The 25633-nt window shown below is 51.4% G+C and carries 17 protein-coding genes and 1 tRNA gene; 5 read left to right on the top strand and 13 right to left on the bottom strand.

What is annotated here, in order from left to right; genetic code table 11:
- Positions 1-19: 19 nt before the first annotated feature.
- Positions 20-1615 (bottom strand): ShlB/FhaC/HecB family hemolysin secretion/activation protein, encoded by a 1596-nt coding sequence (locus tag DF283_RS05885; protein ID WP_303673799.1) that lies wholly within the window; start codon positions 1613-1615, stop codon positions 20-22.
- Positions 1616-2309: 694 nt separating this feature from the next.
- Here DF283_RS05885 and DF283_RS05880 point away from each other — a divergent pair.
- Entirely contained in the window at positions 2310-5186 is a 2877-nt protein-coding gene (locus tag DF283_RS05880; RefSeq protein WP_303673798.1) for a beta strand repeat-containing protein, read from the top strand.
- Positions 5187-5727: 541 nt separating this feature from the next.
- Here the strand turns inward: DF283_RS05880 and DF283_RS05875 are convergent.
- Together DF283_RS05875 and DF283_RS05870 are read right to left on the bottom strand one after the other, a co-directional pair.
- On the bottom strand, positions 5728-5907 hold the full coding sequence (locus DF283_RS05875) for a hypothetical protein (RefSeq protein WP_303673797.1): 180 nt from the start codon (positions 5905-5907) through the stop codon (positions 5728-5730).
- Positions 5908-6378: 471 nt separating this feature from the next.
- A complete protein-coding gene (locus DF283_RS05870; RefSeq protein ID WP_303673796.1) occupies positions 6379-6609 on the bottom strand; it encodes a hypothetical protein in 231 nt (76 codons plus the stop codon).
- 800 nt (positions 6610-7409) lie between these two features.
- Between DF283_RS05870 and DF283_RS05865 the strand changes: the two genes are divergently transcribed.
- Positions 7410-8150, top strand: a complete 741-nt coding sequence (locus DF283_RS05865; protein WP_303673795.1) for a sugar transferase — start codon at positions 7410-7412, stop codon at positions 8148-8150.
- A gap of 3 nt (positions 8151-8153) precedes the next feature.
- On the opposite strand, the gene DF283_RS05860 is transcribed toward DF283_RS05865, so the two are convergent.
- From DF283_RS05860 to DF283_RS05815, 10 genes are all read right to left on the bottom strand, one after another.
- Positions 8154-9422, bottom strand: coding sequence for a hypothetical protein (locus tag DF283_RS05860; RefSeq protein ID WP_303673794.1), 1269 nt, complete (start codon positions 9420-9422; stop codon positions 8154-8156).
- Positions 9400-10398: a glycosyltransferase family 4 protein gene (locus DF283_RS05855; protein ID WP_443082990.1), complete on the bottom strand. Its 999-nt coding sequence runs from the start codon at positions 10396-10398 to the stop codon at positions 9400-9402. Before DF283_RS05855 ends, DF283_RS05860 begins: the two co-directional genes overlap by 23 nt.
- Positions 10399-10500: 102 nt before the next feature.
- Positions 10501-11838, bottom strand: coding sequence for a phenylacetate--CoA ligase family protein (locus DF283_RS05850; protein WP_303673793.1), 1338 nt, complete (start codon positions 11836-11838; stop codon positions 10501-10503).
- Positions 11839-13023: a phenylacetate--CoA ligase family protein gene (locus DF283_RS05845; RefSeq protein ID WP_303673792.1), complete on the bottom strand. Its 1185-nt coding sequence runs from the start codon at positions 13021-13023 to the stop codon at positions 11839-11841.
- A gap of 115 nt (positions 13024-13138) precedes the next feature.
- On the bottom strand, positions 13139-14329 hold the full coding sequence (locus DF283_RS05840) for a glycosyltransferase family 4 protein (RefSeq protein WP_303673791.1): 1191 nt from the start codon (positions 14327-14329) through the stop codon (positions 13139-13141).
- 3 nt (positions 14330-14332) lie between these two features.
- Positions 14333-15640 (bottom strand): lipopolysaccharide biosynthesis protein, encoded by a 1308-nt coding sequence (locus tag DF283_RS05835; protein WP_303673790.1) that lies wholly within the window; start codon positions 15638-15640, stop codon positions 14333-14335.
- Positions 15606-16997 carry an O-antigen ligase family protein gene (locus DF283_RS05830; protein ID WP_303673789.1) on the bottom strand — a complete coding sequence of 464 codons (1392 nt, stop codon included), beginning with the start codon at positions 16995-16997 and terminating at the stop codon, positions 15606-15608. Before DF283_RS05830 ends, DF283_RS05835 begins: the two co-directional genes overlap by 35 nt.
- Positions 16990-19947 carry a WecB/TagA/CpsF family glycosyltransferase gene (locus tag DF283_RS05825; RefSeq protein WP_303673856.1) on the bottom strand — a complete coding sequence of 986 codons (2958 nt, stop codon included), beginning with the start codon at positions 19945-19947 and terminating at the stop codon, positions 16990-16992. Before DF283_RS05825 ends, DF283_RS05830 begins: the two co-directional genes overlap by 8 nt.
- A 52-nt stretch (positions 19948-19999) precedes the next feature.
- Positions 20000-21250 (bottom strand): polysaccharide biosynthesis/export family protein, encoded by a 1251-nt coding sequence (locus tag DF283_RS05820; protein WP_303673788.1) that lies wholly within the window; start codon positions 21248-21250, stop codon positions 20000-20002.
- Positions 21251-21540: 290 nt separating this feature from the next.
- On the bottom strand, positions 21541-22860 hold the full coding sequence (locus DF283_RS05815; RefSeq protein WP_303673787.1) for a nucleotide sugar dehydrogenase: 1320 nt from the start codon (positions 22858-22860) through the stop codon (positions 21541-21543).
- Between the two features lie 264 nt (positions 22861-23124).
- Between DF283_RS05815 and DF283_RS05810 the strand changes: the two genes are divergently transcribed.
- The 3 genes from DF283_RS05810 to DF283_RS05800 all read left to right on the top strand — a co-directional run bounded on the left by DF283_RS05810 (position 23125) and on the right by DF283_RS05800 (position 25447).
- Positions 23125-23204: transfer RNA gene (locus DF283_RS05810), tRNA-Ser, on the top strand.
- A 97-nt stretch (positions 23205-23301) separates the two neighbouring features.
- Positions 23302-23487 (top strand): hypothetical protein, encoded by a 186-nt coding sequence (locus DF283_RS05805; RefSeq protein WP_303673786.1) that lies wholly within the window; start codon positions 23302-23304, stop codon positions 23485-23487.
- Between the two features lie 88 nt (positions 23488-23575).
- The gene (locus DF283_RS05800; protein WP_303673785.1) at positions 23576-25447 is read left to right on the top strand and encodes an ArnT family glycosyltransferase; all 1872 of its coding nucleotides are present in this window, start codon (positions 23576-23578) and stop codon (positions 25445-25447) included.
- The last annotated feature ends 186 nt before the right edge of the window (positions 25448-25633 follow it).

Here is a 25633-nt window from a genome sequence, read left to right as displayed (position 1 = left end):
CTGAAGCGGCTGTAAGGGCTTAATGCACAAGCGGACTGACCTGTTTGGCCAGTCGGGGTGGATTATAAAACTGGATACCGGTGTTGCGCATCTTGTAATCGGTGGGCAAAAAATCGGAACGAATCCCCAGGTGGACACGGGCCGTGGGCTGGCGTCCCTCCGGCTCAATGTCCTTGCGGTTGCCCAAACCAAAGCCCACATCCACAAAGCCTTGCAAATAGCGACTCAACTGAGCCCTGACGCCAAACCCGACGCCTTGCAACAGGGTATTCTTGGCGAGGGTGGCCGTTCGTCGATTGTAGGCAGGATTACTGCTATCCTGCCACACCTGTCCGAAATCGTAAAAAAGAGAGCCCTGCACACGCTGCCCCATCCAGGGACTGATCCGCCCCAGACCGGGAATGGGAAAGCGATATTCAGCCCCCAGGTTGTAGCCACGATCCCCGATGAGGGCCCCTTCCGTAAACCCGCGAACACTGCTATACCCACCCAGCTGGAACTGCTGAATGGCTGGCAGGGCGTCCGGTGTCCACTGGCCATAGGACTTTAAAATCAGGAGATTATTTTTGGGTAGGGCCAGCACACGATAAAAATAGTTTTCCACCTTCCAGAAACTGTCCCGGGAGCCAGCGCCCTTGAAGGCAACTGTGTTTTGTACCCGGTTAAACGTTCGTCCCCACCGATCATAGCGATCAAAATTCAAGCCCAGCTGAAACGAATGCACATCCGTCCGATTCGTCTGCTCCCCCTCAAAAAAATTATCCGTTCGTTGCCAATTCAAACCCGCGTCAACCTGCCAGTTTCGATTTTTTCCCAAAGGTTGACTGAGCAGAATCCCCGCGTTGTAAGAGCGGCCCGTAATGGAAGGGGCATTCTCCACCGGCAATTTCACATCCACATGGCTGGAGGCCCAATTGCCGGAAAGTTCGGTCCCAAAGCGATTCAAGGGAATACTGTAGGAGGCCATCGCCACTTGCATGCCCTCCGCCCCCAGATAGCGGGCATACAGGCGATCACTCTGCTTGAACAGGCTGTTATTCCGAACCTCCAGCCCCGCCCGGTACAAGCCGATAAAATAACGCCCCTGATTATCCATCGTAGGGCTGATTTGCCACGGCTGACGCTCCGCCACCCTTAACTTGATGTTGGTCTGTCCGGGCTCCTGGCCGGGAGATAAAAAGGCCTTGACCTTAAGGCCATCCTCAAAGCGGTTGATGGCCTTCAAGTCCTGCTCCAGCAGCTTCATATTTAGCAGTGAACCGGGCTTCTGGCTCAAGTAGCGATTGATCACCCGCGCGCTATAGAAGCGTCCACCCTCCAGACTGACGCTGCCAATCACGCCCTCCTGAACTTTTACAATCAACTCACCTTCCCGAATTTCCTGAGGCGGCAGGTAGGCTTCCGTGGTTAGATAGCCCTTTTCCCGGTAATAGTTGGTAATTTTCACCAACAGTGGACTCAGGGAATGGAGGGTCTGAAACTGCCCCTCGTACGGCTGCGTCAACGGCTGCAGCGCCTGCTGATGGAGAAATGAGGCTCCTTCCACACGAATTTTACGAATCCATAACCGGGAGGCGGACAGATCCGGAACCGTGGGTGCCGCGGATGGTTCCATCTGAACTTCTTCCTGCACCTGCACGTCCGGGGAAGTTTCCCCCGAAGAGGTCGATGATGAGGGGACGGCGGGTGAAGCAGAAAAATCCTGTTTGGATGGCGTAATCTGTGTTCTGGGCCCCAGTGGGGTCAGTAGGCCAGAATTCAAATCAGGTTGCAAACGTGTTACGCCATCGGGCGTCTGGGCGGATGTCGCGCCGAAAAAAGTGCTAAAAATAATCGCAAAAATCCAACAGAAAACTTTTTGCGCTCGTATCAAACTGACTCTCACAAAAATAGCCCCATCCTGCCAAAAGTGCATGAAAACACCCGAACTGCGATTCACTTGTCTCAGCCGCAAGTGAATGCCTTATCCCCGAACTGACAACCTGAAAAAAAGATTGACTACAGTTATAAAGCCATTCTCCCTGAAAATAAATACCCGTTCAGGTTAATGGGCAGAGCTTTCGCATTAACCATCAAGACATTAATCACAATGCCAATAGTCTTCCTGATTTTTTTTTGACACAGTCTAGTCCAATGAGGGCTGTGACCAATCACGAAATCAGAAGAGAGAATTCACCAATTCGTCTCTTCAAAATCAATGGGTTCAATCCACTCTAACGCACCAAAATCCTGTTCCATTCTTCAGGCTCTCACATAATTCCGTTAATCACCTTCAGTCAGACCATGAACAGTACGAAAGGAAATGCGCCATGACCGCAGCACAAAACAGCGTGCCCCGATTGCAATGGGTCACCCGGACTATACTGGCAGGACTCACAGCCCTCTCTGTGCCCATCGCCTACGGTGCGCCCGGAGACGTCAACTCCATCAATAACGGGCAGGAGATCCAGGCAGGAACCTATTTCAACACACCCGGCTCCCGAACCACCTTTCAAAACAACAACGGCAGTTTGCGCCTGGGTAGCGGCAATCTGGTAAGAGGGCTTGAAAGCAACAGCAACGGAGTGCCCACCGGCAATGGAGGCAACCTGTATTTCCGCAGTAACGTCGTCCGGCTGGATGGCAATATTGATGTCAGTGCCGTCCGAAACGGCACGTTATACACCGGCAACGGGGGTAGCGTGGTCGTAGATTCCAACTACCTGTTCCAGAACGGTAGCATTTTTGCCAATGGGGCCAACGGTGGATTGATTCAATTCAATGTCGGCGCATTAACATTGGGAAGCAACGCCCAAATCACAGCACAAGGCTTTGGGGGGAATGGGGGCGCGGTGAATATTAACAGCCCCGGGGTGGTGGATTTGCAAGCCGGATCGATCATCGATACCTCTGGAAAAGTGGCGGGCACATTTGACACCAACGTAATCAACATTGAAGGCGGTGCTGTCAACACCCAGGCCATCATTCGGGCCAATGGCCTGGCCGGTACCGATCTCAAGGGAGATAACGGAGACGCCACAGTGATGGCAAACAATCCGCAACTGGCAAACAACCCGGTACCCACGGCACCCACGGCAGGTACCGGAAGGGGCGATACCAGCATGCCCAACATCCTGTTTAACACCCCAGACAGTGCCGATTTCCGGGGCGGGACGGTAAGACTGGTGGCCAGCGGACAAAGCCTATCGGTGGCCAGTGATATTAACGCCAGCCCCGTATTTTCAGCCAGCGAAAAAAGCACCATCAACAGCCGCATCAGCCAGACCGTTGCCAACAATGAAGGCGACGTCGCACAACGCGGCAGTATTTTCGCCAATGGCGCCTTCGGTAAAAATGGGGGAACCATCATCCTGTCGGCAGCACGTAACGTGATTAACAACGCCACCCTTCAAGCCAATGGCGGCAATTCGGTGGATGGTGTTTTTAACGCCAACGGAAACGGAGGAAATGGCGGCAATGGCGGCAGCATTATCCTGACGGCCTTGAATACCATCACCAACACGGGTAACTTGCAGGCCAACGGCGGAAACGGGGCCATTGCCAATACAGTCAATGTCACGACAGGCAGTGGGGTGAACGCAAATGCCACTGTCAACGGTGTGGCAGGGACAGGCGGCACCGGTGGCCTGATCGCCTTCAGTAGTAACAGCAGTAGCCATACCGGGACGATTCAGGCCAATGGCGGGGTTGGCGGCGGCGGCGGACACGCCAACAGCTTCGACATTGAATCATCCGTCGGGGGAACACCCACCGCCAACGCCACCTCCAACGGGGGCGCCGGTGGACAAGGGGGCCGGGGGGGACTGGTTGTCTTCAGCGGCAATAACAATCCCACCGGAACCGGATCGATCAGCGCCAATGGTGGACAAGGCGGACGAGGCGGCAACGCCTGGGCCGACAGCAAAGCCCTTAGCACCACTGGCAACCCCATCGCCAATGCCACAGCCAACGCCGGAGCAGGTGGGAACGGTGGGGCAGCCGGGGCTGTGCTGACAGTGAATCCCGGTGGCTTCAGCAATGTATCCACGCGGGCCGGTGGACTCGGCAACAGTGGTAGTGCGTCATTCAGAGAAACAACCGTGTTGAATAACGTCAGCACCGTCCAGACCGGATCGACCCCGGCCACTGCGGGAAGCGCCACAACCGGCAATAACGTGAACCTGCTGACCACCCGGCGTAATGAATACGTGCGGCACGCTGAAAATGGGCTGCTGCTCACACAGAACAACGGGACGGGCACCCTGTTCACCAACCTCACCGATCGGTTGAATGACAGTGCCATTCGTACCGTCAGCAACCCGGGCGGCAGCAGTGGTGGCAACGGCGCCGCCCTGGCTAACGCTGAAGGCGCCAGTAACCTGATACTGGCCAGTCAGGCCAGTGGACTGGCGCTTAACAATAACCTGACCAATTCCAACACCAATCCACTCTTTTTCACCCTGAATACACATACCATCCTAAACAATGGCAACATCCAGAACAACACGCTGTGGACACCCGGTGTTCACCTGGTGGGAGAGGGCTTCCACGATTTGACATTCTCGCTGGGCGGCGGTCATATCAGCTGGCTGGCCAATGGCAGTATCACCAACAATCAAATCACCATGACCCGCGGCTTGCGAACCGGTGGCAGTATCCATCTGGCCGCAACCCAGGACATCACCAACAATAACGATTTCATTACCATCGGTCCCAACAAGGCGTTATTGTCGGCGTTCAACACCAGTGGCCCCAAATATGACTTCTCGCACTCGGGCAGTTCCATATTCAAAGCGGGTCGGGATATCGTGAATGCCAACACTGGAAAAATCCAGAGTAATGAAATCTTTTTCGACATTCACCCACCACTGCGGCAAAACCCACCCATTGACTGGCCAAAATTCCTCAACGGAGCCCAGATCGGGGCCAAAATCTACCTGCTGGCCAATCGCAATCTGACCAATAATGGACGCATTCAATCAGACTCATTAACCTATCGCAATGGTCAGCAAGGGGCCCAGAATCCTTCGCTGGCCCTGGGTGGCACCATCATTGGTCGGCACGCAACCGGTACCTTCAGCAACAATGGGCTGATCACGGCGAACGGAAACGCCTTCTTCAGCCCAAATGAAGCGGACGGTCCACGGTTCAATACCAATACATTTCCTGCCACAACCAGCTTCAACGGCAGCATTGACATCCCGTAATAACCAATACGGTCAATCAGCATCAATAGCCGCCTCGTTCCGGGGCGGCTATTGACTGGCGTTAAGCATCTGGTAAACCCAAGTAAACAAAAAATCAGACAAAGCTGCCTCCACAACTCGCTTGTAAAACTGCGCTCCGCTCAAACAAACTGTGGAACTGCTTATGATAGGATTACTCAGCATCTATCCTTCACTCGCTTTGCTCAAATAGTTACAAACATTTTCTAGAGGGAGCCCCACCAAAAATTATTCCAAAGCGAATTCAATCGACAGCCGCAAGCGCACCCATCGGAAAGCGTCGGCAAAACGGTAAAATAAACGATGGAAAGAGTCCAGTCAGAAACACAACGCACACAAACAAGAACGTGACTTTAAATCACATTGACCCCTGTCAAACCACAGCCACTGTATAAGTCTGGCCTTACCGCCATTCGTTCAGGCACCTCAAAATCTGCGAAAATCAGACTTTTTTGGCAAACAGTTTTGGCAGCCCGCCATAGACGAATACTCAACCCAAATCATGACAAGAATAAAAACAGGCTTAAACGGCGGTCAGGCTGTGAGACTCCAAAATTTCAATATGCCCGCAATGCAAACATTCTCGCTCCGTATGGTGCATGGAACTGGCCAGCACCATGGTAACCGTATTAATTTGCCTTAGTTCGACAGCCTTGTTGACCACAGAGCTGCTATGACAGCAAGAACACTTGGAATCTGGCATTACTACCCACTTTCAGATAGAACAAACCACAACAACCACACCTAATATTGGCGAAAAGCAATCCAACATATATTACCCAGTAGAGCAATGTTTCACAAGAAAGACACTCCTATAAGACTGCTCTGAGAGACTATCCGAAAAGTAATTAGTCCGGTAAGGCTACAAGGCCGGAGCAGCGCAAGCAAGGCGCTTATACTGATAAGTAACGAAGCTGAGCAGCACACGAAGGCAGTAGACGCCCAGAATGGAAGCTTTTCGAATAGTCTCTGAGAAAAAGCCGCCTCAAACGCCTTCCTTCCTGGCCTCAAAGTCCGAGTCCCGGACTCGAACCCTGAATTCCAAAACCCTGCATTCCTGAAAATCAAGATCATGGCGCATTATACAGCTGAGGTTTATAGATCCACCAGCACAAGGGAGACTGCAACCCTAGCGCAAGGTAAAACCCGGCATAACACCAAGCAGGCAATATTGCTAAGGGGTTTCTACTGGCGGTGGAGGGGTGGACAAGGCCCCTCCGCCATTCGAATCCTTGTCCCAGGAAGCGCTATAGGTCGGCTCTTCAGGCATTGAAATCAGCCCGCCCCCATCCGATACGGATGGCTCCTCAGGCATTGTCATAACACTGTCGGACCCGGAGCTGGTTGAAAACCCGGAGCTGTTATCCAGCTTGACTTTCATCTTCTTCTCCAGCAATTTTTTCATGCCTGCACTGGCCCCCGGAACAATGACATCCTTTACCAGAGGCTTGAGGAGTTCAGTCCAACTGGTATCGGCATAAACAGGGCCCGGGAGAACCAGGCTGATTTGAGAAGCGGTAAAAACAAGGCAAACTACTGCCAAAAACCGATGACGGCAAAACAACAAAAACATATATTCACTTCCTATGTTTGGCTCACCTGTCGTACATAAGCAATGAAACGAAGAGCTTCACACCTTAAACACTCAAGAACTACTCAGAAATCAAAAACTTGGACTCTATTTTCTTCTTATAGTATAAATTTTTATTTTTTTTGACAAGCCCACCTGAAACCTCAGCACTAAACTGACCTATTTTGATTCAGGAGACTTTTTGAAATGCTCACTAAACGAAAAACGTCTACTCAAAAGGATAAAAATCAAAGTCAAAACGAACATCCATTCGGGAATGGATCTTGAAGCGAGTCTTTATAATTCACAACTCAATCCTGCATAGCTCAACCATTCCGCAGGTGGACTACAGATCTACCATTGTTCGAAACTGATCGAAACGTAGTCGAAGCGTGATCGAAACAAGATGGAATAATCGATAGACATCTGTCTAAAGTTACATAAACGAACAGAGAATATCCGGCACTCAATTTTTAAAATAACCTGAGACCAATTCAAAAAGGTAGTGTTTACACTGCCCACTGTATTGCAGCGATAAAGAATAAATTAGCAATTGCCACAAAGTGCCTATTGCCTCAAGCAACCGATCCGTTGCTCAATTCGTTTTGGATGACTGCTGTTAAGGAGTTCTGATAATGTCCACCGAGACTTTACGGGTACCTTTCAAAAACATCGCGGAAGAAGCGCGAAAGACAAGCACATCAGACTTTCACAGGACCTACGAAGATCCACTTTCTATCGCCATCAATTACAATGTTTATGATCTCAAGCCCTGTCAGTGGTTCATCAAACGAGGTATCGACTATCTCGGCAGCGGCTTGGGGTTGTTGATGATTCTTCCCCTCTTGCTGCTGGTGGGGCTTATCATCCGCATGGAATCACAAGGTCCAGTCATATACAAGCAAAAACGGGTCGGCGTGAACGGAAAAGAATTTGAAATTTACAAATTCAGAAGCATGCATATAAATGCAGAAAAACTTCTGTACCAGCTATTAGACAGCAATGAAATCAGCAACGGCATGTTCAAAATGCAGCATGATCCCAGAGTCACCCGAGTTGGAAAATGGCTCCGCAAATTCAGCATTGATGAACTGCCCCAGCTATTGAACGTTTTAAAGGGTGATATGAGTCTGGTTGGACCAAGGCCACCCATTAAAACGGAACTTCAGCATTATAAGCACTGGCATTACTTCCGGTTCGCCACACTACCGGGTCTAACCGGGTTATGGCAGGTCAATGGACGTTCAAGCATTAAAGAATTTGATCAGGTGGTCGAACTGGATTGTGAGTACATCCGCAAGTGGAGCCTGTGGCTGGATTTTAAACTCCTGCTGAAAACAGTGCCCGTTGTCCTGTTCGCAAAAGATACAGCCTGAGCCTCATGGTCTCAGGCACCCGGACAGGGCATAGAACATCCAGGCTTGCCCCCAGCGGATGTATGGAATTTTATTCCAGCCACGAGACAACTTTTGATAGTAAAAATAGCCCGCTTCGTCCTGAAACTGAACCAGAAGATCAATAAGACTTTTCTCAATCAGCAGTCTTCGGACGGGTTTACCCGGATACCCGCATTCCCGCAGAAGCCGCAGAATAATAATCGATTCAGCCAGAACATGCACGTCCACAGGATACAGGTGATTGCTGTAATATTTGGGCAAACCGGCGTCATCAAACAAATGATCCAGATAATAGGCAATCACCGAATCAAGCACTGCCGTGAAGTCATCCAGTTGTAGGCAGTCCTGAATCGTTTGCAGACTTTCGATGTTGAAACCGGTGTGAAAATTATCCACCCAACGATGAAACGAAAGGGTGCCATAAGGCCAGGAACCCTCCGGATGAATATCAGCGACCGAAAAGCGAACCGCCTTCAGTATTTTTTGGCGAATCATTAACGCTCTGTTGCCAGAGAAAAAGGACAAAGTCTCTGCCAGATAAGATGCGGCCAGCAAGTTGGCGTTATGAACCTGCGTATCTTTGGCCGGGATGTAGCGAAAGCAAAGCAGGTGGGCATCCTCATGGCATATCATTTCGCTCAATATAAAATCAGTGACTCCCAATGCCAGTTCCAGGGCTTGCGGATCGTGAAAGCACCGATAATAGGCCAGCATAGCCCGTCCGACAAAAACCGATGTCACCAGATTCGGCGTTCCCTCCGGGACAAAAAAAGCCCGGGCCTGCCAATCAAAATTATACCCCCAGGCATTCCCAATCAAGCGTGTCTGAACCTGATGCCTTAAACGCTGAAAGAGAATGTAGGCCTCATTGCTGTAAGTTTCCTCACCATAGGCTTCGAACAGTTGAATCAGTCCCATCAAAAAAAGAGCGCCCCCTTTGGGGTTAAACCCTCTGGCAACGCCTAATAAGGGTCGCAGGTTGACGGGAGACTGCTTGCAAAACTGAATCAGGGCAAGCCGAAAATAACGACTGCGATAGAACACCGTGGATTTCAAAAACGGGCTATTCAAGCCGTCAAATAAATCATACCCCTCATAGTTATACGATTGAACGTATTTCAAAACCAATTTTACCCGGGGCAACAGATTAAACTTTGAAAACGGAGAATCGGTAACCTCAAAAGAAACCAGGGCCTCCGGTAGTGTCTCCAAGGGTGTTTCCACCGACTCATTCAAACTTAGTAAACTCACGGTATAAAGCCTCTAATTGCTCAATAATAATGGGAAGATCAAAGCGGGATTTGGCCAGCTGGTAGCCGGAGTGTCCCATCCGCTTACGAATGGTGGCCGAAGCGCTCAAGCGCTCGATATGCTCAGCCAACACTTTGCACTGACCCGGTTCAATCAGTAAACCGTTTACCCCCTGTTCCACAGCTTCTGAAATACCACCGACACAGGTGGACAGAACAGGCAATCCATACGACAGGGCTTCCAGAACGGAAATGGGCAGCCCCTCGTTGTAAGAGGGCAGTAACAGAACATCGGCCTGCCGGAAGGCCGCATCCTTGGCCTCACCATCGATCCAGCCATACAGCTTGACTTGCCGCTGTAAGCGGTTCTTTTGAATCAACGCCTCCACAGTGGCCAGGTCGCCATCACCATACATGTGGATCTCAAAATTTCTGGCTTGAATATACTGCAATGCGTCCAGTATGTCGTAAACGCCTTTACGCCTTCCAATGCGTCCCATAAAAAGAAACCTGACCGGAGAACGAGCGTCTGACGCCCTGTCCTCCTGGCTCGGCGATCGAACAATGGTGGGGTTATAAACCACCCGAATATCAGCAGTCGGAGAAATCCGCTTTAGGTCCCTTTGCCACTGATAAGATAAAGCCAGTAAACAGTGACACTTACTCAACACGGACCGAATATAAAATTTCAAAAGGCGCGAACCGTTCTGATAAAAGAGAATAAACTCCGCGCCGTGGACGTGTAAAATGACCTTTTTGCCAAACAGCGCCGACAATAAAACCACAATAGACTTCCGCAAAAAACTAAAGTAGGAGGCCGTATGAACATGAACTACCTGAATGGAAGGCATTGTCAATAACACCTTGAAGAATCGAGCCAGAAAAACACAGTAAACCAAGATCTTCTTCCAGGCAGAGCCATCCCGGTAAGAGGCCAAATACAGAACCCGATCAAATAATCCCCCGGTCTCGTACATACGAATCACGGAAGAAATACCCCCTCGGGAGTCGGGATGGGTACCAATCATCAGCACTTCAGGATTCACTAAACAGACCCTCTGAGACATAATTCACCACTTTCAATTCAAGGACATCTTGTTGATAATGTTGATAAACTTGCCGTTTGGGCCTCGTGGTATGTCATCCACTTCAACTACATTCACCTTCATAAATGGAGAGGTATGCTTTAACGTATTAGAAACCAGTCGCTCCCGATCCATCTCGGTAAAACGCCCGTTGGTCAATACTTTCAAAGTCACTTCACCAATTTTTTCCTGATAAAACTGGGCCTCGATCACATTGTCAACCCCAACGGGAATATGAGCGGTAATCGCGATGTGGTATCCCTCAGGCGTCAACAGGTAACCGTACGAACGACCCAAAATGCGCTCAACGGTTCTGAAGTGAGAGCCGCATTGACAGGCGACATCGGGAATCAGCCCGGATCGGGAGTCAACATAATCAAATGTACGATAACGCAACAGGGGCATTACATAATTATGAAGCTGCGTCCCGACCAGCTCATAGCGATTCTGCTCCGAGGTAGAAAGAAACTCAACAATCGAGTAATCTTCCTGTATATGGTAGCAACGACAGACCCTGTTCTCGCCAATGGCCACCACCCGCTCAGCCTGGCCATACCAGTCAATAATCGGGCTCTGAAAAACGGTTTCAATGTAAGCGCGAACATCCGCTTCCAACGATTCTGAAGAAGTAAAAATGGCGTCAAAGCGATAGTCCACCTGATGGTATTTGAAGAACTTGGCCAGCACGTATCCCATGGAGGGCCCACAGTATAAAACCCGGGGCTGAAACTCCAGAATCTTGTCAATGTAATGCACGCTATTATCGCGAGACAGATGATAACTCGACATCTGAAGTTCCTGATTGGCTGAATTGTAATGCCAAAATGGAGGATGGGTCTGGGCCGCGGGAACAATGATTTCACCCCGCAGGGAAATACGCCGCTTTCCAAAATCGCCACTATTCTGCCAGTGTCGCCACACGATGGCATGCTCGAAATTAATGGCGTCATAATCACGAATAAACCTGCCGGGCATGCCGGTGCTTCCGCTGGTGGTCCCCATATTGCACAAAAAATTATAGTGCTTTTTTGAAATCAGTTTATCGTAATTTTCCTGCACGGTCTTCTTGTCCAGAAAAGGCAACTTCCTCAGATCCGCGGGCGTTTTAATATCACCAGGCAGCATCCTGAGTGAGCGAAACAAGTCCTGATAAAACGGCACATTCTTGTAGCAGTGACTCACCATTTTATGGAGCGCTTGATTCTGATACTGCCGCAACTGCTCCGGTGTATGAAACTGGCTATGCCTGAGCATCTGCAAATACTTTTGAAACCGAAACCCCCGGCGATACAATCGCTTCAGCCAGCATTGAACTTTAAAAGATGCTTTCATCTAGTTCATTGCCTCCAATTTGTTGATAATGTTGATAAACTTGCCGTTGGGCCCTCTGGGAATGCCATCAACCTCCTTCACGATGACGCGCATGCTGGGAGAGGTATGGGCCAGCGTATTTTGCACCAAACGCTTGCGATCCTGTTCTGAAAACTTGCCGTTGGTCAGAACATTGATAATCAACTCTCCCTGCTTCTCCTGACAAAACTGGGTTTCCAGAAGATTATCGACCCCGCGTGGAATATGATTCGTGATAGAAATACGATACCCCTCCGGCGTTAAAATATACCCGTAGTTCCGTCCCAGAATTTTAGCCACCATACGAAAAGCCGAGCCACAACTACAATTATCTGACAATGAGGTCACATAATCATTGGTTCGATATCGCAAAAGCGGCATGACAAAATTGTACAAATGCGTTCCTACCAGTTCATCCCCACAAGATGTATTGATTAACTCCACAATTGAGTAGTCTTCCTGAATGTGGTATTGCCCGGCCGGGCATTGCGCAATAGCCGCAACACGCTCCGCCTGGCCATACCAGTCATAAATTCGGGAATCAAAAGTATCTTCAATGAAAGTCCGAATATCTGGCTCCAGAGACTCCGAGGAAGTAAAAATAGAATCAAAACAATATTGCTGGCCAGAATGTTTAAAGAATTTGGCTAACAAATAAGCCGTTGAGGGGTAACAGTATAAAACTTTTGGCTTGAATGTCATCAGCGCATCAATATAGGACGGTGCGTTATCCAGCGATAAATGGTATCCGGACATCAGCAGTTCCCGATTGGCGGAATTATACTTCCAGAATGGCGGAGACGCCTGCCCGGCTGGAACAATGGTTTCTCCGCGCAAGGTCACCCGCTTTTTCCCAAAATCTCCCGCCTGGCGCCAGTGACGCCATACCGAGGCGTTTTCAAAGTTAATGGATTCATAATCCCGAAAAAAAGCGGTGGGACTCCCGGTACTTCCGCTGGTACTGCCCACACGACAGAGTATGTTCTTCCGTTTCCAGGCCACCAGTTTCTCGTAATTCTCGATCACCGTATTCTTGTCCATCAAAGGTATCTTTTGCAAATCATCCACCGTTTGAAAGGACTGGGGAGTCAGTTTCAGTGCGCGAAACAAATCCCGGTAGTAAGGCACATTGAAGTAGCAATGGTGAATAATCTTTTTCAGTTGCATGTTCTGCAATCGACGCAATCGCTCGGGTCCATAATGTGCCGAACGCTCAAGGCGTCGCAGGTATTCTGAAAAAATAGGACCCTGCCGATACACTTTTTTCACCCATCCCTGCAGCTCAAAAAACGGCGCCATGAGAGACCTCCTCTAACACAGAACCAATGGGTGACTTATCATTGAACAGGGTTTGCTGATACAAATCGCAATACTGCTGCCTCATGACGGCGATATCGAAATTTTTGACAAAATCGAGGGCGTTTTTGGCCAGAAAATCAGCGTTTTCGGGATGCACATACACGTGGGAGATGGCCAGAACCAACGAGTCCACATCGCCACTCTGAAAGACAAGACCGTTTTGTCCATGGCAAACCAGCTCCGCCGGGCCATCAATATTACTGACAATCACAGGAACACCCGCAGCCATGGCTTCCAGCACCACCAAGCCCAAGCCCTCATAGCGCGAAGGCAAAACAAACAAATCAGCCTCGTTCAGGACTGAACTGACATGAGTTTGATTCACCACAAAATCAATCTCATCCTGCAGGTGGAAGTCCGCCACCATTTTTTTTAGCGCTTGATACGAATTCTCACTGTAGGAATAAACCCCACCCATCAATGTGGCCTGAACAGACATACCCTGTTGTTTGCACTGCGCAATAGCCTGAATCAAAATATCCTGCCCCTTCTTGGGATAGTACAAACGACCAATCTGTACAATCCGCAGAGGTACGCTGTGAAAAGGCGTTGCCTTTACCCGCTCCCGCAGTGAATTTCGCCGTGCATTCCGGTACCTTGATACGTCAATCCCATTGTAAATCTGGCTTACAGGAACAAAACCTTCTGCCCGGCACAGACGTTCAACCGACCTGGAAATGGCGATATGCCGATCCACAAAAAGACGCTGCAAAAAGGTCAGGAACACATTCTGTCGAATGGGCGCGGTGTCATGCACCGTAAAAATCAGCTTGAGTGAAGGCTTGCAGAACTTACACAGAATCGCCCACCATTTGCTCCCTGAATTATGGCTGTGAATGATATCGACATCCTGCTCGAAAACAATTCTCAGCAAGGCCTGAAGGTACTTCCAGTGCAGATGCCCTTCAGGGCGATCCAGAAAATAAACCTCACAGTTCAGTCGCATCAATCGTGCTTTCAGTTCAGGATTCACCGCCTGATTCATCACCACGACCGTAAATGCCACGGGCAAATTCCCGGATTTTTCATCCAGTAGGTCCAACAACAATTTTTCAGCGCCTCCCAGTTCCAGAGAGGAAATCAACTGCATGACCCGAATCGCCTGTTTTGCCATACACTAAGACCCCACGACCCATTGCGGCTCTGTTTTGTCACAGGCGGCCTGCTGCCGCAAGTAATGCAGGCGAGTCTGTAAAAGATAAAGCAGACGACCGATCAGATTGCTGACCGCCGCGCCATAAACACCCCAAAAAGGAATCAAGGCGATGTTAAACAAAACAATAACCGCCAATTGCCAATAGCGAGACCTACACAAAACATCAGGCTTTCCCAAAGAATACAAGGCCTGCTCAAAGGGCATACTCATTAAACTGGCCGCGTAGGCCAGTACCAAAATCTGAAAAATACCCACAGATAACTGGTACTGCTTGCCAAACAAAAATGGGATAGCAATTGGGCTGACGGGAATAAGCATCAGGGCGGCAAAAACCAGAATGAGTGTGCAGGGAATAATTTTTTCAGAGATATGGAATACCTGACCCTCATCCAGATCAGACAGGGTGGGTAACAGCACTTTCCCCAGCACCAGCGGTAAAAAGGCGATAATGGTACAAAGCTGAACCGCGGCGTTATAAATTCCCAACTGCGCGTAACTCACCCATAGACCCAGCATCACAAAATCAAGACGACTCAACAGATTATTGGCCACCGAATAGACCAGCATCCATTTCTGGTAGCCGGCCATCTCGGTGATTAAGCCCTTGGGTAAATCACTTTTCCAAAAGGCACTGATAAATTTTATGTACTGCCCTAAAAACAGCAATGAAAACAAAAAGGGAATGCAGTAAACATAAAGTACCCACTGTAGAGACAGCGCATTATAAAAGAAGAGCATTCCGATGAAGAAGCAGGAAACCGAGAAACGAATGATATTTAAAGTCGCCCGCAGCTGAAACCATTGATTGGCCTGACAGTAAGTATCGTTTATAAAAAACAGCGACTCACCCACCAAACCCACAATCAGGAATGGCAGGTACACCATCAACTCCGATTTGTTCAATGCGAAAAACAGGCACTGCTGAGCCAGTATCAGGGTTACAATAACCACACACAAAATCCCCAATTTCAGCGTGAGATAGAGCCCAAACACAGAGTCCATCCGCGTCTTATCCCGAGCCGAAAAACGAACCGCCGTATTCTCCATTCCAAAATCGAACAGGGCGCTCAACACGGAGACCGCCACAAAAATAAACGCGTATTTCCCGTAATCGGAAGGCCCTAAAGTGCGTGTCAGCAGCAGAATCAGAAAAAAATTCAGCCCCCGGGTGATCACGGCCTCAAAGAAGGTGAGCCCCAGGTTGCGGATCAAACGACCGGACAAGGGTGCTGAATCAGACACGGTGCCTGACTGGAACATCTTTGACATATAACAAACTCAGCAAAACAAAAACGAATACTTTGTAATGGGGTGAGGCAAAGGTATGGTCAAAAATACTGACAAAAAACACACCCACCATTGCCGAACTGATCAAAATGGCGTAAGTCTTGTGCCCTCCATTGGAAGCCCGATACTGAGCCCAGGCGTTCAGCCAGAGAAACAACAAAAAACTGAACAGAATGGCCGCCCCAATGAATCCAGATTCCATGACCGTTAAAAGATAAAAATTATGGGCAAACCAGTTGTGATACTGTGACAGAGGCACAAAGGCCGGAATATAAGGCCAGGCTGCCAGAGAGTAGGAATTCAGCCCCGAGCCAAACCAAAAGGCTTTACTACTGGCGGTGATGGCCGCCCAGGGCACTTGCCAAATTGTCAAACGTTCGCTGTAACTGACGGTTTCCATGTAAGCAGAGTTGGACAAGGAGGAAACCAGCGGAAAGATAACCAGCAACAGGAAAGCGCCAACCATCAACAGTGAACGCTTCCAGTTTGGCTGACTGACGGCCAGATAAAAAATCAACCCGGCAATCAGCCCCAGCAGAGTCCCTCTGGAGTAAGTGGTAATAATGCCCAACAAAATAATAGCCGCCCAAAGGATGGCGCGTTTCTTGCGTTTAATATGCCGAAAGAACACAGGCACAAAAGCCAGCAGACTGACCACCAGAAAATTGCCCAGCGTGTTAAAGTGCCAAGTGGTGCCCTTGCCATGCCACACCATGTTGGAGCCCAAACCCAAATATCCCAGATACCCACGAGCGGATCGAAAGTCGGAGCCGATACCGGTCACTGACTGAAACATCCCGATGGCCGCCTGAAACAGGGCGGTCGCCAGAATGACCCTAAGCACGTCCGCTCGGGTAATCTGCCGGGTGCGCAAAAGGTAAATGCCGATATAAAACATGGCAAAGGCTTCCACAATTTTAAAGAAGCCCAGCATGCCGGTATGACTCATGGAGAAAAATCCGCATCCAAAAAACAGGAGGGTCAGCACCAGAATCCATCCATCCAGTGACGTGCGCAGGGATACCCTGGGGACGGTGAGTAAGGCGTTTAACAGACAACTACCCACCGCAAAAAGAATGATCACCTCGTTGATTGAGAAGCTGATGGGTAAAACCCGAATCCGCTCCGTGAAAGGAATGGTAAAAATGGCTAGAAAAAATGTCTTTTCGGGATTGAGGAGTAGATAAATCAAGCCCCCCAGAGCCAGAAAGGCCAGAGCAATCCAGTACACGGGGACGATCAGACTCAAGGCCCCGATCAGGGCGGAGACGAGTACGAAAAGCCATACCCATCTCCGGGCCTGCAGGGAATCTGTCATGGTCAGCAAGCGACTACTCATGAACCACTGCCCACTGCCGGGAAACGGCCTTGCCTGCCAACATCAACCCAAACTCCGCGTTGGTGAACAAATAGCGTTTCCACATGCGGCGTGGCTCCTGAATCAACCGGTAGAACCATTCCAGGCCATACTGCTGCATCCAGTCTGGGGCACGTTTCACTTTGCCCGCAACCACGTCGAAACTGCCGCCCACCCCCATGATAAAGGGCACGTTCATGTCCTTTTTGTACTCAGTAATGAAGGCTTCCTTTTTGGGAGTACTCATGGCCACCAGCAGAATATCGGGCTTTGCCTGACGAATTCTACGAGCCACCTGAGCCTCTTCCTCTTTGCTGAAGTACCCATTGCCATAGCCGCAAATCTCCAGGTCCGGATATTGCTGCTGGTAATGAGCCACCACATCCTCCACCACCGGCTGGGCGGCCCCCAGGAAATAAACGCGATAGCGCTTCTGGCTGGCCACTGCCATCAGGTTTTCCATCAAATCAATTCCGGTCACCCGCTCGGGGATATTGATGCCCAGCAGTCTGGCGCCCAGAACCACACCGGCCCCGTCGGCATTAATCAAGTCACAGCCGTTGACCATTTCCCGCAATTTTTTGTCGTGACGCATGGCCACCAGTTTAGCCACATTCACCACCACATGCTGTATGGACTGCCCCTGATCAATGCTTTCCGCAATGCGCTCCACAGTTTCAGACATGGTCAAGGCATCCACGTAGGCTCCCATCACTTCAACACGGCGGGGATTGGTACGGGGAGATCCGCCCAGGGGAACGGTCAGGCCACCGCCCCCTTTGGGATTCTGCCAGTCCTCGTAGACCGATTGCTGAAACTCCAGTTGACGGTTCTCCTCACGGACAATAGAGCCCAACAGGGGCACACCGGCAGCGCGGATCTTGTCGCGAATGGACTGAAGGCCCTTGAAGGTCGCCTGTCGATCCACGAACAGCACCACCCCATCCGAGATATGGGCAATGGCCATAAACTCGGGGTTAATAGCGCCTGCGGGCGTATCCACAAAGACCCAGTCAAATTCCCGTTTCAACACCTGCAGAACATGACCAAACCCCCGACTGGCGAAATAATCGTAGGGGTTCTGCATCGGACGACGCGTCAGGGCCAGGTAGATTCCATTGACATCCTGCCGCAGACTCCGCAGGATTTCATCCGGGGAAACAGCCTGATCGCTGCGCAACTTCAAGTCCGCCGCCAGAATCAAGTCGCTGAGATCCTGAAGTTCGGCAGTATTTTCCAAAAATCCGGAAAGACCCGAAGGACGACAATCAGCATCAATGAAAGCAACTTTTTGCCCCAGGCGGCTCATGCACTGAGCCAGGTGATAAGCCCCACCAACCAGAGGCTTCTCAAGCGCCGAAGAGGTGAACAGGATGACGTTGGCTCTCCGCTCCGTCGCCTGAATCCGCAAGTTACCGATAATATGTTTGCAGGCCATATCATTCAGGCTAAACATGGACGGCTCCAGGGCGGTGCGCTGTTCCGGCGGATCTTCCAGCCAGGGAACGACCCCGAGTATTTTGCCCTGAGTCACTGCGGCTACCGCCTCCGCCCCCTCGCACCGATCCGCCACTCTGGTTTTAAGTACGGACAATCCCATGCCTACGCCCAATCCCATCAGCATGGACAGCACCACCAGATGGGCGCCCGTGGGGAATGACTGCTTCAAGGGGACACTGGGGGCATCCACCACGAAAACGTTACTGGGAGTTTCCGCCTCTTTGATCCGGGTTTCAATCTGCATTTTACGCAGCTCATCGTAGGCCAAAGCCAGGGCTTTCTCTTCTTCTTTCAGCCCGGACAACACGTAGCGATTCCGGGGCACTTCCCGAAGGGCGGCATCCACCTGCTGAATGGCCGAGGCCAGGCTGGCCGCCTCAGAATTCAACCCCACCGAACGGGCGCTGGAAGCGGCCAAATCCTGCACCAACTGGCTACGTACCGAGTCAAAAATCAGAGGGCCACTCACCGACGTTCTCCCGGTGGTCTGCTGAATCTCACGGCGCACCTGGGATTCCAGCGCCTGAATTTGGGCACGAACCGCCTGCATGCCAGGGTTGGTCGGCGCCAGCTTGACGCCGTCCCTGGCGTACTGCTGCTTCAACAGGGCCAGATCGGTTCGCATTTTTACCAGATTTTCATTCCCGGAACCCAGAGCCACAGCCCGCAAGGCCTGACCGGGATTCATGGCCAAATGGCGCTGAAGGGCGGAAGCGTTACCCATGCTGTTCCGTCGAGCCGCCTGAACCGAAGCCAACTGCGCGGTCAACTGGGACTTCAGGCGAACCAGTTCCTGCGTCTGGGCGTCAATATCCACGGCCATGTTACCAGCCTGAAACTGTTTGATGCGCTCTCGCACAGCCAGCAGATTTTTCTCGATGCCCTTGAGCTGCTGATCCACATACTGTCGTTTATGGGTATAAATCTGGCGGTTGATAACCAGATTGGTCTCATCCAGTTTTCTCAGAACCGCCCGCAACATATCACTGGCCAGCTGCGGGTTATTCCACTTCAGAGCCACCTGCAACACATCGGTATTGGGTTCGGTCTTCACCTCAATCAATTCCCAGGTATTGGGTTGTCCATTCAGGGTCTTGGCCCACTGTGAACGGGATTGATAACGGGCCACGAACTCGGAGAGGTAAGCGGCCATTTCCCTGGATTTTAAAATCTCGGCCTGAGTCATCAACGGATTGCCCGCCTGGGTCAGCGGACTCAGGTAACCGGGCTGATTTCCGGACTCCGAAAGGTAACTGCGGGTGGAGGTATCTTTAATCCACACCTTGGCTTCCGATTCGTACGCCGGTTTGTAAATGGTCAGCACATACAGCCCTGAAAAGATGGTCATGACCCCGACCGATACCCCAATCAGCCAACGATCCCGAATCAGGTTCCGGGTAAACCGGCTCTGCTGAAATTCCTCGATTTTCATGCGTTTCACGTCCCTCTGTCTCATCCCTACAAACTTGGTGATTCACCCTGAATTAACGGGTATTTACATTCACATTGAAGCGCCGCGGATCAAACAACAGCGCCCAGTTATTGGCCCCAGCGGCCATCGAGGCGATGGGCATCACGATACGGGCGACATAATCGAAGGCCTTGCCCACCCGAGGGGTAATTTTGTTGGGCACATACACCACATCATTGGGTCGCAGGCTCATGTCCTCGTGCCGGGGATCCACGGTAGTGGTGGTCAGATGCCCATTTTTATCCATCCGACTGACGTAGACCTTGGTCGGAGCGTAGGAAGCCTCCGTGGCCAGGTAGCCACCCGCCTGCCCAATGGCCGAATTCAAGTTGGCGGACTGGGCCCCATCCAGCAGGTAAACACCCGGCTTGTTGACATAACCCACCACTTTCACCGGAATGTCTTTCTGGAAAAAGGAAGCCCCCAGCATGGATTGATAGTGCTTGTCATTCACCGCGTAGGGAGTGGGCAATGCGGGTACTTCCACCGAGTCCCCGGCCACCAGAAACAGATCCTGCTCGGTGTTGCCATTCTGAATCAGATCCAGCAGGTTAATTTCAAAGGAGGAGCCGTCAAAACGGTTTCGCACCTTGACATGTTCAAAGTCAGCGTCGTACCGCAAGCCGCCAGCGGCCACCAGCACATTGGAAAGCAGCGGCAATTTGCGCTCCATCAACACCCCGGGAAAGCCCAGATTGTTGACCATCTGAATGCGGGAAACATCGGTCACCATTTCGTAGGCCCCCGGCCGCAAGACCCCGCCGGTGACATACACCTGAAAGGGCTTGGTGCGCTCCAGCTTGACCGTGACCTTGGGCTGGTTCAGGTAGTACTTCAAGCGATCGGAAATTTCATGCTGCAACTCGTCTATGGTCAGGCCCGCCACATCCATGGCCCCAAAGGGGGCAATGGTAATATTGCCATCCGGCTGCACCAGCAAATTCTCCTGAGAAAACTCCGGCGCGTCATACACGGCCACGGTCAGGACATCGTTGGGCCCCAGACGATATTTACGTCCGGTAAAGTTGGCCACGATTTTGGCGTTGATCTGGGTATTGGAGACCTGTTGAAAAGAGGGCTCCCCGATGGAAATGAGTTTCCGCTCCGTGGCGGCCCCCGTCGAGGATGCCGTTGACCCGGGTAGCTGGCTCTCCTGACAGTAGGCTGTATAGGAAAAGGCCAATAACGTTGCCAGCGCCGCGGCGCTCATTTGCCGATACGTTCTGGAGCGATCCAAACTATTTTTCAAACAATCTTTCAACATTGGTAAGCCCACCCCTCATCCTGTCTGTTGTGTTGTGAGAACCCCAACATTAACCGTTTAAATGAAGCTCAACTCAATTACACACACTACTAGTGATTCAGGCTTTCAACGCCCCCCACACAGGCAAAATCTCTAGCCGACTGTTTAATTAACAATTTAAATCAATTATCCACCTGAGCCGTTCCCGCATAGACGTGTTTCCCCACAACACCCATCAGGCGCCACCCACCAAGATGACGCCTGAGGATCAGCCTATGAAATACGCTTGATTCGATTGAAAAATGCCTGTCCTAATGCACAGCCAAAAACCGGGCCTCCAGACTGGCCAAGGGATCTCTGAGCGTCAATGCCGCCCCATCCCTGCCCAGCAAGCGATACTGAAACCCGGCCTCTTCCCAGTCTTTTTGATTCAAGGCATTCCGGGTATCAATAATATTATGATGACGAACCAGCGTGCCCACCTGCCGAGGATTAATATAGCGGAACTCGGCATGATCCACGGCCAGCAAAATACAGTCAGACTGTTTAAAGGCACTCTCCAAACCGCACAGTTCATAATCGGCTTGTTTCACATGCGGATCATAAATGGTCAGTTCAATCTGCGGATTTTTCCGGATCATCTCCGCAATCTTTAATGAAGGAGCCTCCCGCACATCATCCACATCCGCCTTATAGGTCAACCCCAACAAAGTCACCTTGGGATTGGGAATGTGCTGAATGGTATCCAGCAACAGCTGGTAGGTATATTCGGGCATACCGTCATTGATGATGCGGGCCTGATGAATGATGCGGGCAGCCTGCGGAAATTTCTCCACCAAAAACCAGGGATCGACCGAAATACAATGTCCGCCCACCCCCGGCCCCGGGGTGTGTAAATTCACCCGAGGGTGCAGGTTAGCAAAACGAATGACCTCCCAGGCGTTGATGTTGAGACTGGGGGCCATGGCCGCCAACTCGTTGGCCAGGGCAATATTCACATCCCGGAAGGTGTTTTCCATAATCTTCACCATCTCCGCCGTGGTGGCATCGGTCAGGTGAATGTCCCCTTCCACAAAGCTGGCGTAAATCTGCCGGGCCAACTCCGCGGACTGGGTGTTAATTCCGCCAATAATGCGGGTGTTCTGGATCAGTTCCTTGATAATCTTGCCGGGAAGGACACGCTCCGGGCAGTGGGCCACAAACAGCTCGGTGCCCAGCGCCAGCCCGGACTCGGCCAGAATGGCGCACAGAAAATCCCGGGTGGTGCCGGGCGGAGAGGTGGACTCCAGAATGACCAGATCCCCGCGTTTGAGCAGGGGCACAATGGAACGGGCCGCCGACCCCACGTAGGCCAGATCGGCCTGTTTGTCCTCCGTAATGGGGGTGGGTACGGCCAAAATATAAACATCCGCCACTTGTGACTGGGTGTAAGCCTTGAGATTTCCAGAACGGACCGCCGCCTGCACCAACGTTTTCAAGCCGGGTTCCTCAATGTGAACGCCACCCTGGTTAACGATGTCCACCACCCGCTGCACCGGATCAATGCCGTGAACCTGAAACCCGTTGGCCGCCAAAATACTGGCCGTAGGCAAGCCGATATACCCAAGTCCCAAGACTGAAATCTGTTTCACAATACACCCCTTTCACTTGAATGCGAATCAGGCCCATCCGGACTGTCCCAATAACCGCTGAGCCTGCGGGCATTATGTGACTTTTCCGGAACAGATGTAAACTAACCAGCTTACTAATGGCATATTGCCGAATGAACTAGCCCGCCATGCAGTCGCCCGGTAGCGAACAGCACACCGGCCTGTCCCCAGCAGGCGGCGGTCACAGATCTGCAATTGACCGCCTGCCAAAACTGTATGACAATAAAAGCTCGGACGCTGGATGATGGAAGGGGTCCGGGTGGTGAGGACGCCGCCTTGAAAGCGGTTGCCCGCAAGGGTTGCAGGTTCGAATCCTGTCCCTTCCGTTTCCAGCGATCCAGTCACACCCAAGTGCCCCTTGTGGTTGGCATTCCGGAGTCGTCATACTCAAGGTCATTGAGAGAGAGAAGAGAGCGAGAAACTATGGAAGATCGTGTGAGCAAAGAGCAGAAACTATTTGCCGCCAAAGACATTGTGGCCAGCTATTTAAAGGGAGAAGGCGGAAAACACGTTTCCCCGGAGCAGATTGGCCATGTTTTTTCACAGGTGTTCAACGCCATTGATCAAACCATTCCCGATCCGGAAAAACGCCGGGTGGGTCTGGGCTAAAAGGCTCTATCACCGCTCCAGTCACGATTTGCAAAAACGCCGGGACTTCTCCGGTGTTTTTGCGTATAACCCCACAGGTGTTGTTTGCATGTCTCAGCCGCCCCTTCCTTCTTCTCCAGAATCAGAGCCCCTAACCCCCTCACACGCTGTGGCAGCGTTGTCCACTCAGCCGCCGGGGTCAATAGGGTCTCGGCTGTGCAAGGCCTTTTCCACCTGGAAGAACGTGAATCCCCTGTACACGGCGCTGGGCGTCCTGGTGCTGGCACTGATCACCTACCTGTATATCCAGTGTATTGATACTGAAAACATGGGCTTTACCCACGATGATGGCGTGTACGCCACCGTGGGCAAATCCCTGGCCCTGGGCAAGGGATTCAAACTGTTGCACGTCATCGGGGAGCCGGGGCAAATCAAATACCCCTTCATTTACCCGATCATTCTCTCGGTGGTGTGGCTTTTCAACCCCCACTACCCGGAGAACCTGCCAGCCCTGCTTTACATAACCATTGCCTTCGCCATCGCCGCCTGCTGGCTGATGTTTATCTGGCTGAAAGACTGCCAGAAAATGCCGGGGTGGCTGGTACTGACGCTAGCCGTCATCATCCCCACCAACTTCTACTTTATCTACTTTTTCAGCATGGTCATGTCGGAAGCCCCCTACCTGTTCTTCACCCTGCTCATTCTGTGGTACTTCCACCGCATTACCCAAAGCGCTCAAACCCTCCAGAAGAAAGACCTTTTCTTGCTGGTGACCCTCTCCTCCCTGTGTTTTTTAACCCGGGTGCTGGGTCTGGCCATGATAGCGGGCATCGGGGTGTGGCTGGTGCTGAACCGGCAATGGCGAAACGCCCTGATTTATGGTCTGGGCTGTCTGTTAACCGGTGTTTTGCCCTGGGTGCTGTGGGTCAAGTTCAACACCCCGCCGGTCAACGATCTGAACTATCCGCTGATCAACGCTTACAGCAACTATGGCCTTGAGTTTTTCCACAACCTGACCACCGCCAACTACCTCAACGGACTGGGTGTTTCCTTGCTGACCTTGATCCTGAAACTCCAGGAAGTCATGTTCCCCCTGATACCCAACTTTTTCAAGATCTACCCCAAGCTAAAAGCCAATCAGGATCTGGTGGAGTGGTTCAGCCTGATGGCCATGCTCATGGCCTATGTGGTTTTTGGCTATTTCCTGCTGCAAGGCATCAGCACCCTCAGGAAAAGCTGGGCCAATGGAAAATTCAGCGCCAAACCCTTCACCCTGCCCGGCCTGTACCTGTTTTTCTACATTTTAATCATTACCTTCTGGAATTATGACGATCAGATGGCCCGCTTCCTGTCGCCGGTTTTGCCCATCATCTGGTTGTACTTTTTCAAGCCCTTCATGGCTGTTTTGCCAGAACTGGGTCGTCCCCTGGCCACGCCCCGGAGGAAAGTGGTGCTGGCCACCGCCTTTACCCTGCTGGCGTGTACTGTCGCCCTGTGGAATGTGGGGGGATCGTACCGAACCATCGTCACCTCCCGATCCCAGCACTGGGTGGAATCCGGGAAATACCGCTGGCTATGGGATGAGTATAAGGCGTCCTTCAAATGGATTCGGGAGAACCTGCCCCGGGATGCCCGTTTGTCGGTGGCGTCTGACGTGGTGTTTTACCTGAATACCGAACGGCCCACGTTTTACACCTTTTATGCCAGTATGCGACGGAAAAACGGCAAGTTTACCGACGATTCCATTCCCTTGCTGATGAAAAGCCTGGATCACTACAAGGTCAATTACCTGGTGGCGGAGCCCCACATGCAGTTCCGCACCTTGCTGGCCCCGGTGAACTGGGTGGCCCAACAGTTGATGACCCAGTACCCCAGGCGCTTTGTCCACCTGTACCAGACCCCCAAAGGGTCCATCCATGTGTTCAAAATCCTGCCGCCAGAGACGCCCAGGCAACTACCCGGTACCCCGCAGGGCCAGTAAATACAGGATTGCCAGGAAGGCGTTTTTTTCGGCTGCTTCAAGCATTATCACTGGATTCCCGCCTTCGCGGGAATGACAAATAGCACGTCAGGTGATGATTTCAGAGCCAAGCGAGGATTTCGGAAAGGAGACTCAAACGCTCTGCTCTCAGCAGCGGGCCTCAATGAAAGCCCCTTCCAGAAGAAA

The sequence above is a fragment of the Vampirovibrio chlorellavorus genome, assembly GCF_003149375.1.
In the GTDB taxonomy this organism is placed as follows: Bacteria; Cyanobacteriota; Vampirovibrionia; order Vampirovibrionales; family Vampirovibrionaceae; genus Vampirovibrio; species Vampirovibrio chlorellavorus_B.
Note: the sequence above shows the minus strand (reverse complement) of the source record. Positions and strands in the feature narration are given on the sequence as shown.